General features: G+C 73.5%; 10 protein-coding genes. 6 read left to right on the forward strand and 4 right to left on the reverse strand.

Features of this window, described 5'->3' with window-relative positions:
- Positions 1-30 precede the first annotated feature (30 nt).
- From rfbA to ACFRCR_RS12105, 3 genes are all read right to left on the reverse strand, one after another.
- Positions 31-897, reverse strand: coding sequence for a glucose-1-phosphate thymidylyltransferase RfbA (gene rfbA, locus ACFRCR_RS12095; protein ID WP_191794166.1), 867 nt, complete (start codon positions 895-897; stop codon positions 31-33).
- A 26-nt stretch (positions 898-923) separates the two neighbouring features.
- The gene (locus tag ACFRCR_RS12100) at positions 924-1796 is read right to left on the reverse strand and encodes a glycosyltransferase family 2 protein (RefSeq protein ID WP_377677812.1); all 873 of its coding nucleotides are present in this window, start codon (positions 1794-1796) and stop codon (positions 924-926) included.
- Positions 1797-1873: 77 nt separating this feature from the next.
- Positions 1874-2653: a TIGR03089 family protein gene (locus ACFRCR_RS12105; RefSeq protein WP_377677814.1), complete on the reverse strand. Its 780-nt coding sequence runs from the start codon at positions 2651-2653 to the stop codon at positions 1874-1876.
- Between the two features lie 150 nt (positions 2654-2803).
- On the opposite strand from ACFRCR_RS12105, the gene ACFRCR_RS12110 reads away from it, so the two are divergent.
- From ACFRCR_RS12110 to ACFRCR_RS12120, 3 genes are all read left to right on the forward strand, one after another.
- Positions 2804-3133 carry a WhiB family transcriptional regulator gene (locus ACFRCR_RS12110; protein WP_377677821.1) on the forward strand — a complete coding sequence of 110 codons (330 nt, stop codon included), beginning with the start codon at positions 2804-2806 and terminating at the stop codon, positions 3131-3133.
- A 107-nt stretch (positions 3134-3240) separates the two neighbouring features.
- The gene (locus tag ACFRCR_RS12115) at positions 3241-6756 is read left to right on the forward strand and encodes a glycosyltransferase family 2 protein (RefSeq protein WP_377677816.1); all 3516 of its coding nucleotides are present in this window, start codon (positions 3241-3243) and stop codon (positions 6754-6756) included.
- A gap of 5 nt (positions 6757-6761) precedes the next feature.
- The gene (locus ACFRCR_RS12120; protein ID WP_377677817.1) at positions 6762-8459 is read left to right on the forward strand and encodes a DUF5719 family protein; all 1698 of its coding nucleotides are present in this window, start codon (positions 6762-6764) and stop codon (positions 8457-8459) included.
- A 4-nt stretch (positions 8460-8463) separates the two neighbouring features.
- Here ACFRCR_RS12120 and ACFRCR_RS12125 read toward each other — a convergent pair whose 3' ends face one another.
- Positions 8464-9012, reverse strand: coding sequence for a metallopeptidase family protein (locus ACFRCR_RS12125; RefSeq protein WP_377677819.1), 549 nt, complete (start codon positions 9010-9012; stop codon positions 8464-8466).
- A gap of 120 nt (positions 9013-9132) precedes the next feature.
- On the opposite strand from ACFRCR_RS12125, the gene ACFRCR_RS12130 reads away from it, so the two are divergent.
- From ACFRCR_RS12130 to ACFRCR_RS12140, 3 genes are read left to right on the forward strand one after another with little or no spacing between them, the layout of a single operon-like run.
- Positions 9133-9486, forward strand: a complete 354-nt coding sequence (locus ACFRCR_RS12130; protein WP_030150032.1) for a DUF3499 domain-containing protein — start codon at positions 9133-9135, stop codon at positions 9484-9486.
- A gap of 35 nt (positions 9487-9521) precedes the next feature.
- Positions 9522-10988 carry a phosphomannomutase/phosphoglucomutase gene (locus ACFRCR_RS12135; RefSeq protein WP_377677820.1) on the forward strand — a complete coding sequence of 489 codons (1467 nt, stop codon included), beginning with the start codon at positions 9522-9524 and terminating at the stop codon, positions 10986-10988.
- Between the two features lie 10 nt (positions 10989-10998).
- Positions 10999-11217 (forward strand): Trm112 family protein, encoded by a 219-nt coding sequence (locus tag ACFRCR_RS12140; RefSeq protein ID WP_191794161.1) that lies wholly within the window; start codon positions 10999-11001, stop codon positions 11215-11217.
- The last annotated feature ends 53 nt before the right edge of the window (positions 11218-11270 follow it).

The following is an 11270-nucleotide window of genomic DNA, read 5'->3' on the forward strand; positions in this document are numbered from 1 at the left end:
CGGTCGACGGCGGGCCTTCGAGGTCGCTGGTCAGTCGCGCTCGAGCAGGCCGAGCAGGTAGGTCCCGTAGCCGGACTTGACGAGCTTCTCCGCACGCTCGCGCAGCTCGTCGTCGCTCAGGAAGCCACGGCGCCAGGCGACCTCCTCGGGCGCGCCGACCTTGAGGCCCTGGCGGTGCTCGATCGTCTTGACGAAGTCGGAGGCCTCCACGAGCGAGTCGAAGGTGCCGGTGTCGAGCCAGGCGGTACCACGGGGGAGGACCTCGACCTGCAGGCGCCCCTGCTCGAGGTAGGTCCGGTTGACGTCGGTGATCTCGTACTCGCCGCGTGCGGACGGGGCGAGGTCGCGCGCGATCGCGACGACGTCGTTGTCGTAGAAGTAGAGGCCGGGGACCGCGTAGTTCGACTTCGGGGCGGCGGGCTTCTCCTCGAGCGAGAGCGCACGACCGTCGGCGTCGAACTCGACGACGCCGTACGCCGTCGGGTCGGCGACGCGGTACGCGAAGACGGCGCCGCCGTCGAGGTCTGCGTAGCGCGAGAGCGTCGACCCCATCCCGGGGCCGTAGAAGATGTTGTCTCCCAGCACCAGGGCCGCCGGCTCGTTGCCGATGAAGTCGGCGCCGAGGACGAAGGCCTGGGCGAGCCCGTTGGGCTCGGCCTGGACGGTGTACTCGATCGACACGCCGAACTGGGACCCGTCGCCGAGGAGGCGACGGAACTGGTCAGCGTCGTGGGGCGTCGTGATGACGAGGATGTCCTTGATACCCGCGAGGATCAAGGTCGAGAGCGGGTAGTAGATCATCGGCTTGTCGTAGACGGGGACGAGCTGCTTGCTGATGCCGAGGGTGATCGGGTGCAGACGAGTGCCGGATCCGCCGGCCAGGATGATTCCACGCATGCGGGCCATTGTGCCGCATGCGCCGCTCATCGGCGCCGTGCGCCCCGGATCTCGAGCCGCTCGCGGACGAAGAGGCCCACGGTCAGCGCCCAGCGCAGCGGCGCCTGGTACCACGCGCCGTACCGTTTCGTCAGGTAGCGGTGCGCGCTGACGTGGTGCGCGCGGATCATCGGTGCGGGGTCCTTCTTCCAGGAGACGCCCTGGACGTGCGTGACCTCGGCGGAGGGGACGAAGACGTTCTCCCAGCCGTCCTGGCACAACCGGTCGCCCAGGTCGAGGTCCTCGAAGAACATGAAGTAGCCCTCGTCGAATCCGCCGACCTGCTCGAACGCGTCACGGCGCAGCAGGAGGCACGCGCCGGAGAGCCATCCCGCGACCCGTTCCGTCGCGTCCCCGGGGGCGTTGGCGCTCCGGTACGCGCGGGAGTAGGGGTTCTCGGGCCACAGGCTGCCGAGCAGGGCGTGGCCCGCACCGAGCCGGAGGGACGGGATGGCGCGCGCGGAGGGGTACTCGGTGCCGTCCGTGTTGAGGATCCGAGGACCCAGTGCGCCGGCACGCTCGTGCCGGGCGCCCGCCGCGACGAGCGCGTCGAGAGAACCGGGCGTCCAGACGAGGTCGGGGTTGGCGACGACGATCCACTCGCCGGCGGCCCCGCGCGCACCCAGGTTCGCGGCGCGACCGTAGCCCAGGTTCCCGCCGGACTCGACCAGACGCGTGCCGGGCTCGTGCGCGAGCCGTTCCGCGAGCTCGCTGGGCCCGCCGTTGTTGACCAGGACGAGCTCGGTCGCGCGGGAGGTCGCGGTCCGAAGCGATGTCGCGAACTCCACGAGCTCCGGCCCGGGGTTGTAGATCACGCAGATGACACGGAGGGCGTTCGGTGCGCCGGCGGAGCTGCTCATGATGTCGCACAGCCTATCGACCGGTGGAGTCCTCGCGAACCACGAGGTCGTGCAGGTGTGGTGGTGGTTCTCGCGGATCAGTCGGTGACGCGTTCGGTCGCGCGGAGACGGTCGAGCCGCTCGGGTGCGTCCGCGAGCGCGGTCGTGCTCGCGACGGACGTCACGATCACCGAGCCGTCGAGGGACAACGCCTGCAGGGTCCGGCGGAGCAGGACGAGCGGGTCGTCCTCGCCGACGAGCGTCCGCGGCTCGGAGGCCGTCGGGCGCGGGGTGCACGCGAGCGCCCACGTGACCAGGTCCTCGTGGCGGAGGGCGGGCTCGACCGCGATCGCCGTCGGGTCGATCTCCTCGGCCCAGCCGATCTGGTCACCGTAGGTCATGACGGCGGAGCCGGCGTCGACGGTCCCGGGCGGCAGGTCGTCGTCGAACCGGCGCGCGAGGGCGGGCAGGGGGACGGCGACGAGCTGGGCGCCGGCGCCCGTCCAGGAGGAGGGGTGCGCGGTGACCACGACATCGACGTCGGCGACGCCTCTGTCCTGCTCCTGCCCGACGGCGGCGCTCCCCTCCGTGGCAGGCGGTAGCACGAGCGTGGCCCCGGTCCGCCACGTGGCGAGCGCCCAGACGACCGCGCGCCAGTGCGGAGGAAGGTCGAGCAGCACGCGTGTCCCGGGGGCGGCGTCGAATTCTTCGACGAGGAGGTTGACGGTTTTGTTGACCCAGTTGTGCAGCACCGCACCCGACAGCTCGACGCGCTCGCCGTCGTCTCCGTACCAGGTCAGGCGTGGGCGACCGGGGTCTCGGGTGATGAGACGCTGCAGGTCAGCGATGTGCATAGGAGGGGTCGAGGTTGCGGCCATGCGGCCCAGCCTAGGACGCGCCGAGACGTCCGACGTCGTGATTTCACCCACCGAATCGCCCGGATAGCACATTTCGGCTTGACGGACGTGGATGACACGCGTGTAATTTCTCTAATGCAGTTTTCATATAACGGCATGAAGGGGCGCATCATGTGGAACGTGCTGGGCGATGATCTGGGGGTCTTTCCCTCGGATGCGGGTCGGCCGGTAGAGACGGTGGCTCCTGTGCTGCCTCTCTTCGGTGAGGTCGTGGACGACGGGCTCATGGGGTGGCAGGAGCGCGCGCTGTGCGCTCAGACCGATCCTGAGGCGTTCTTCCCTGAGAAGGGGGGCTCGACGCGCGAGGCCAAGAAGGTCTGCACGGGTTGCGAGGTCCGGGACGAGTGCCTCGAGTACGCGCTCGAGCACGACGAGCGCTTCGGCATCTGGGGCGGCCTCTCCGAGCGCGAGCGTCGCAAGCTCAAGCGCCGGGTGGTCTGAGCACGCCGTCCCGCAGGCCGGGAGCGGGCGAACTGTCGCTCGGGTAGACGACCTGCCGTGTCGAGGTCCCACGTTCTGCGCTGAGCGCGGGTCATGATGTGGCCAGGATGACTTCTTCAGACACGACCACGGTGACCGGTCCCTACCACCAGCCAGGTGCGGCGCAGCAGCGCGCACGTGGTGCGTCGCCCCACGCCGTCGCGGCGGTGACCGGTTCGGTGCCCGCCGTCGTCTCGGTGACCGCAGTGGTCGTCACCCAGGGGCACACCCGCTACCTGCCGCACACGCTCGACGCCGTCCGGTCCCAGTCGGCCGTGCCGGACACCGTGATCGTGGTCGACGTCGCTGCGTCCCAGGCGATGAGCGAGTACCAGGAGCTCCAGCTCGGTGGCGCGCGGTTCCTCGCAGCCCCTCACGCGCGCACCTTCGGGCAGGCCGTGGACATCGCGCTCGCGTCCCGCGGTGCGCAGGACCCACCGACCTGGATCTGGCTGCTGCACGACGACTCCACCCCCGAGCCCGGCGCCCTGGCGGAGCTGCTCCGGGCGGTCGAGCACTCGAACGCGGTGGCGATCGCCGGTGCGAAGCAGCGCCGGTGGGACCTGGACGGGGACTCCGACGGCGTGCTCCTCGAGGTCGGTTTCACGGTCTCCCCGCTCGGTCGCAGGATGACCGGGATCGACGAGCACGAGATCGACCAGGGGCAGCACGACGCCCGCGAGGACGTCTTCGCGGTGGGTCTCGCCGGTGCGCTCGTGCGCACCTCGGTCTGGCAGGCGTTGGAGGGCACCGACCCCGAGTACGGGGTGTTCGGGGACGGGCTCGACCTCTGCCGCCGCGCGCGCCTCGCCGGGCACCGGGTCGTGGTCGTGCCGCGCGCCGTCGTCCGGCACGCGCAGGCGTCGCTCCTCGACCTCCGCGACGAAGGGCGCCACGAGGACGACGACGAGCCCCGCGTCCCGGACGTCGAGGCGTCGTACGGGCCCCGGCGTCGCAGCCATCTGCACTACCGGCTCGTGAGCGTCGCCTGGCCGATGCTGGTACCCGCCGTCATCGCCATGATCCTGTGGGCGCCGTTCCAGGCCATGTACCGACTCGCGATCAAGCGGCCGGCGCAGGCGCGGGACGAGCTCCTCGCGCCGCTCTGGGCGGTCGTCCGGCTCCCCGCGCTCGCCCGGTCCCGCCGGTCGGTCCGCCGCACGAGCGTTCTCCCGAGACGTGCGCTGACCCCCCTGCAGGGCACCTGGCGCGACGTCCTCGGGGAGCGCAGGGACCACCGGCTGGCGAACGCCGAGGAGCACCGGGTGTCGACGGCTCCCACGGATCTCGAGCGGGCGGAGCTCCGCGCGATCGGTCGTCGGCGTCGCACCATGCTCGGGCTGCTGACGCTCGCCCTCCTCGCACTGACCGCGGTCGTCTTCGGGTCGGTCCTCGGGACCCTCGCCGCTGGTGGACGCTTCGTCGGTGGCGAGCTCCTCCCGGCGGACGGGAGCTTCGCGGCCATCTGGCAGGCGGCGACCGGTGGCTGGGTCGCGGACGGGCTGGGCTCGCCCGCACCTGCCGACCCGTTCACGACGTTCCTCCTCCCGCTGGCGCTGCTCGGCGGGGGATCGCTCCAGCCGGCGGTCGGCGTCCTGGTGATGCTGTCGTTCGTGGTCGCGGGGCTGGGTGCCTGGTTCGCGGCGGGCGGGGTGACCCGCTCCGTCTGGCTGCGGGCCTGGGCCGCGCTCGTGTGGGTCGCCGCCCCGTCCTTCGTCCTCGCGCTCGGCGACGGACGGCTCGGGGCGCTCGTGGCGCACGCCGCCCTTCCGTGGGTCGCGCTGGGTATCCTGCGCGCCCTGGGAGTTCAGGCGTACGACGAGCTGAGCCCTGCGCTCGGCCCGGTGGGCGGCCGTGCGCAGGCGGGCCGGCGAGCGCTCCGGCGGCGGCGGCCAGGCTCGGTCGGCGCGGCGGCAGCGGCGGGGCTCGCTCTGCTCGTCGCGGTGTGCGGGGCCCCGATCCTCCTCCCGGTGTTCGTCCTGGCGCTGGGCGTCGTCGCCGTGGCGGCGCGGCAGCACCGCCGGTACCTGCTCCTGGTCCTGATTCCCTCTCTCGTGCTCCTGGCCCCCTTCTGGTATCACGTCGGTACCACCTGGACCGACGGCGGGTGGCGCCTCCTGGCGACCGGTCCCGGTGTGCCGGTCGGCTCGGAAGCGGCACCGGCGTGGCAGCAGCTCCTCGGGATGCCGGTCGAGGTGGCACCGTGGTTCGGCCTCGACGGCGGGGTGGTCGGCGAGGTCGCCCGCTTCGCGCCCCTGGCGACGGGAACGCTGGTCGCGACCCTCGCCGTGCTCGCGCTCTTCCGGGCGCGGGTGGCCGGCGTGGCCTGCGCCTGGTTCGTCGCCGCACTGGGTCTCGCCGCCGCCGTCGTCACCGGGGCGGTCGAGGTCGCCGTCTCGGCCGACGGTCCTGTCCGCGGTTGGCCGGGCGCAGGGGTCTCGGTCGTCGTCCTGGGGCTCCTGGGGGCCGCGCTGCTCGGGGCTCCCGGGCTGCGGCACGCCCGACCGGCCGACCCGCAGGTCACTGCGGACGGCATCGCGGCATCCGCGGAGACGCAGGGGGCGCCCACGTCCAGCACGACGGGAGCGCGGCAGCCTGTCGAGAAGCACCCCCGCCGCACGGCCCGTCGCGACCGTGCGCTCGCCGGGTGGCGGGCGGGCGGAGTCGGCCTGCTCGCGCTGGTCGCGGTCCTCGTCCCCGTCGCGTCGGTGACGTCGTGGACCCTGACGGCGACCGACCGGGACGGGACCGTCGGAGACCTGGCCGTCGTGACCGAGCCTGTCGTCCCGAAGGTCGGCCAGCAGATGCAGGACTCCGGTCGCGAGGTGCGCGTGCTGTCGCTCGAGCTCGCCCCCGGCGGGGTCCTCGAGTACGCGCTCCTGCGAGGAGACGGGCCCCAGATGATCGACGCGTCGAGCGTCGTGCAGGCGCGGGCCATGGTCGACCCGTCGTACGCGCAGGGGGACCTGCCGGCGATCGTGGCGGGCATGGCGACAGGGAGTGCTGCCGGCGCGGCGCGCGAGCTCGGTGACCTGGGCGTCGGTGCCGTCGTGCTGCCGACCTCGACGACCGAGGACGCGGTCGCGGAGCGTGAGCGTGCCGAGCTCGTGGCGCGTCTCGACATGGTGCCGGGACTCGAGCGGGTGACCGAGGGGCAGACATCGGTGCTGTGGCGGGTCGCTCCCGGCCCGCTGGAGACGGACGCCCCGGCGTGGGCGCGTGTCGTCGAGACGCTGCCGGTCGCGGACCCGGACGCCACCGACGAGCCCGTCGTGGTCGAACGGCTCCTCCCTGCTGACGACAGGTCCGTCGCGACCCGCGTCGAGGCGGGTGGTGCCGAGCGCGCGATCGTGCTCGCCGAGACCGCGGATCCCGGTTGGACCGCGACGCTCGACGGTCGTCTCCTCGAACGCACCGAGGTCGACGGCCGCCAAGCCTTCCTCCTCGGCTCCGAGGAGGGGGCGCTCTCGATCGGCTTCGTCCCCGAGCACCGGTCGCCCTGGCTCGCGGTGGCGGGTCTGACCCTGTTGATCTTCGTGCTCCTCGCCGTACCGGTGGGACGTCGTCGGACCGGAACGAGGTAGTGCCCGTGACCACCAGAAGCGCCAGACCGCACCCCCTGCTGCGCCGCGTGGCGACGATCGGCACCGGACTGGTGGCCGTCGCCCTCACGGGTGCGGTGGCCGCCGTCGGGCTTCCGGACGACTTCGGGACGGTCCCCGGGGCCGCGCCGGACGTCGAGCAGATCGAGGCGTCGACGCCCGAACGTACTCTCGTGTGCCCCGCGCCCGTCCGCCTGGCGGACTCGGCACAGGTGGGCGACGCCCAGTTCGGCGCCGCTCCTGTCGAGACGGCGACCGTGCTGCGCGCCGGTGTGGTCGGCGGGGGCTCGACGACGGGGGCTCCCGGAGAGACGCCTGTGACGCTCACGGGGCTCGAGGCGCTCGACGCGGCGCCGCTCGAACCGGACGACGCGGGGGCCACGGTGGTCTCGCTGGCCGACGTCGCCGAGGGGCAGGCGCTGCGGGTCGGCGCCGGGATGCCGGTCGACACGCGTGTCGCGGCCGCCGTGGCGTCGACGACGACCGCGGGGGACCTGCGCGGGCTCGCTGCGGCGAGCTGCGCGACACCGGGCATCGACCACTGGCTCGTCGGGGGGAGCACCGAGGTCGGCAGCAGCGCGCAGCTCGTGCTCCAGAACCCTGGCCGCACCCCTGCGACCGTGCGGATCGAGGTGTGGGGTCCCGGGGGCCCGGTCGTCCTGAGCGGTGGGGGCCAGTACCTGGTCCCGCCCGGCGAGGAGGTCGTGACGCTGGTCGAGGCGGCAGCGCCCGAGCAGCGCCGGCTCACGGTCCGTGTCGAGTCGACGGGAGGGACGGTCGCGGCCTACCTGCAGCACAGCACGCTGGCGGGACTCGTGCCGCTCGGCGTCGACTACGTGGTCCCCGGGGCCGCGCCGTCGCTCAGCACCGCCGTCGGGTTCACGAGCTCGGGGGAGGCCGTCGACGACGTGCTCGCCCCGCAGGTCCGGCTCCTGGCACCGGGTGCCGAAGCGGGGACCGCGACCCTGACGGTCTACGGTGCGGACGGTCGCGTCCGGGTGCGTGGGGGCGAGCAGGTCGAGCTGTCCCCGGGAGCCGTGACCGACCAGTCGCTCGGGGGGCTGCCCGCCGGGTCGTACACGGTCGTCGTGGACGCCACGGTGCCGGTCGTGGCCGGTGCGTCCGAGGCCCGGGCGGGCGACGCCGTTGAGGACTCGCCCTCGGGCGCGGCACCGGTCGACCGCGCGTGGATCGCGTCGGTCCCGGTCGCTGCGGCTGGCACCGGCGACGAGACGCCCGCCGGGACGCGCGGGACGCACGACCGCGGCACCGTCACGCTGGTGCCCGGTACGTCGAGCCTGGTCCGCGTGGGCGCGGTCTCTCGGGAGCGCTCCGAGGACTCCGACCCGGCGGGGGCGTTCCGCGGCACGTTGCGTGCCTACGGGCCGGACGGTGCCCTGCTCGGGCAGAAGGACCTCGACGTCCCTGCGGGCTCGACCGCCACGTTCGACGCCGCCGTGCTGGGGGCCGGTACCGAACCGGCCGTCCTGACGCTCGACGCGGGCGAGGACGGGACCGGGCCCGAGCCCGTCTGGTCGGTCCTCGTGACGGTCGGTGCCCCGCTCGCCGGCGCGCCCGAGGGGGCGCCGGGAACCTTGGTCTCCGTGCTCCTGCCGGTTCCTCCGGCCGAGAGCCAGGGGAGCGTGGACGTTCGCGCCACGCGGACCGCGGGGCTGCCCGACTGACCCCTCAGCGGCCCTGGTAGCGGGGGTCGATCTCCTCGGGCGTGCGCGCGAGCATGTGCGCGACCTGCTCGACGACGACGTCGCGCACCAGGTCGGCCAGGTCGTCGTCGTCGAACGCCCGGGACTCGACGGGGCGGCGGTAGACGACGATGCGGGCCGGCTGCCCGGCGTCGGCAGGGAAGTAGCGCCCGAGGGGGACCCCGGCGTCCTCCCACGGGGCGGGGTCCGAGGGCGGGACGTCCTCGACCGCGAACTCGGTGCCGTGGAGCTGGCGGGACCATCCGCGCTCGAGCAGGCTGATGGTCGCGATGACGTGCTCGTCGAACTTCTCGCCGCGCGTGCGGTTCGCAGGGGCCGACGGCGGGAGCAGCGGCCCGCGCACGCCGCGTCCGCGCCGGTCGCGACGTCGCGGGTGCGGTCCGACGTCGTTGAGGTCCGGCCCGCGCGGTGGGATCTGCAGAGACGCGACGAGCGGCGCCGGGGCGTCGGTCGACGCCTTCTCGGGGCGACGGCGCGAACCGTGCGGGGCGGGGGAGGGCGAGTGACCGGGCACGCCTCCGAGCCTAGACGAACCGCCGGGCGTCCGCCGCGACCGCGACGTGACCACGACGTGCGGGACGGGTGCACGGCGTGTATGGCACCGCGACCACCCCGCAGGGCGTAGTGTCAGCCCGTGAGATCCGTCAGACAGTGCTCGCGCACCGCATGCACCCGTGCTTCGGTGGCGACCCTCACCTACGTCTACGCGGACTCGACCGCCGTGCTCGGGCCCCTGGCCCACCTGGCCGAGCCGCACAGCTACGACCTGTGCGCCGAGCACGCCGAGCGCCTCACCGCGCCCCGTGGCTGGGAGGTCGTGCGTCTCGCGCAGCACTTCGTCGAGACCGGCCCCAGCGCCGACGACCTCTCGGCGCTCGCCGAGGCCGTCCGGGAGGCGGGCCGCCCGCGCCCCGGTCCCGAGCCCGACGACGTCACCGAGGTCGGGCGCCGAGGTCACCTGCGGGTCCTGCGCGCCGAGGGCGACTGAACGCGCTCCCCGGCCGTCCCGGCTAGGCTGACCGGGTGCCCATCGACCTGACCCAGCTCATCAAGGCCTACGACGTCCGAGGCACCGTCCCGGACCAGTTCAACCCACAGGTCGCCCGTGCGATCGGCGCGGCCTTCGCCCGCGTCGTGGTCCTCCCCGAGGCGACCGCCACAGGGGGCGAGGCGACCGCCCGCCCGAGCGTCGCCGTCGGGCGGGACATGCGCGACAGCGGACCCGAGCTCGTCGACGCGTTCGCCGGCGGCCTCGCGGACGCCGGCGTGGACGTGCTCCGGATCGGGCTGTGCTCGACCGACGGCCTCTACTACGCGTCGGGCGCGCTGGACGTCCCGGGCGCCATGTTCACGGCCTCGCACAACCCCGCGGTCTACAACGGCATCAAGCTGTGCCGTGCGGGCGCCCGACCGGTCGGGCAGGACTCCGGCCTGATCGCGGTGCGCGAGCTCGCCCAGGAGTACCTCGACGGCGAGCTGCCCGCCCCGGTCGCGGACCGTGGCGAGATCACCGACCGCGACATGCTCGCGGACTACGCGTCCTTCCTGCGCTCGCTCGTCGACCTGCGGGGCATCCGCCCGCTCAAGGTCGTGATCGACGCGGGCAACGGCATGGGCGGCCTCACGGCACCCGCGGTCCTGGGTACCGCGGCAGGTCTCGAGGCGCTGCCGCTCGACGTCGTGCCCCTGTACTTCGAGCTCGACGGGACGTTCCCGAACCACGAGGCGAACCCGCTCGACCCCAAGAACCTGCTGGACCTGCAGGCCGCGGTCGTCGAGCACGACGCGGACCTGGGCCTGGCGTTCGACGGCGACGCCGACCGCTGCTTCGTGATCGACGAGCACGGCGACCCGGTGTCCCCGTCCGCGATCACGGCCCTCGTGGGGCTGCGCGAGGTCGAGCGCGAGAAGGCCGCGGGGCGGGTCCCGACGATCATCCACAACCTCATCACGTCGCGCGCCGTCCCGGACTTCATGACCGCGGCAGGGGCGAAGGTCGTCCGCACACGTGTCGGCCACTCGTTCATCAAGGCGCAGATGGCGGACAACGACGCGGTGTTCGGCGGCGAGCACAGCGCCCACTACTACTTCCGCGACTTCTTCTTCGCGGACACGGGCATGCTCGCGGCCATGCACGTGCTCGCGGCCCTGGGCGGGCAGGAGCACCCGCTGTCCGCGCTCGGCGAGGTCTACGAGCCGTACACCGCGAGCGGCGAGATCAACTCCCAGGTCGACGACGTCCCCGCCGCGCGGGCCCGCGTCGTCCAGGCGTACGTGACCGAGGAGGGGGCGGGGCCGGTCGTGGTCGACGAGCTCGACGGCCTCACCGTCTCCCACTGGGACTCCCACCCGCAGTGGTGGTTCAACCTGCGTGCGTCCAACACCGAGCCGCTCCTGCGGCTCAACGTCGAGGCCGCCGACGAGGACATCATGGAGAAGGTGCGAGACGACGTCCTGTCGCTCGTGCGCGCCACCGAGAACGAGAGCTGAGGCCGAGCACATGAGCAACGACACGACGCCGGGCACCCCCGGGCCGGTCACCCTCGACCCGTGGGTCCGCGAGGCGCTGAGGTGCCCCGTGACCGGAGCCACGCTCGTCGACGGCACGGCCCCGGACGGCAGTCCCGAGCTCCGCTCGACCGATCCTGAGCGCCCGCTCGCCTACCCGGTCCGCGACGGGATCCCCGTGCTGCTCGAGGGCGACGCACGGGCTCTCTAGGGACCTGCGCCGTCGTTCGACGACGACGGACGCGAGCCCGGCACCCCCAGGGG

The organism is Oerskovia sp. NPDC056781, assembly GCF_042789955.1.
GTDB lineage: Bacteria > Actinomycetota > Actinomycetes > Actinomycetales > Cellulomonadaceae > Oerskovia > Oerskovia rustica.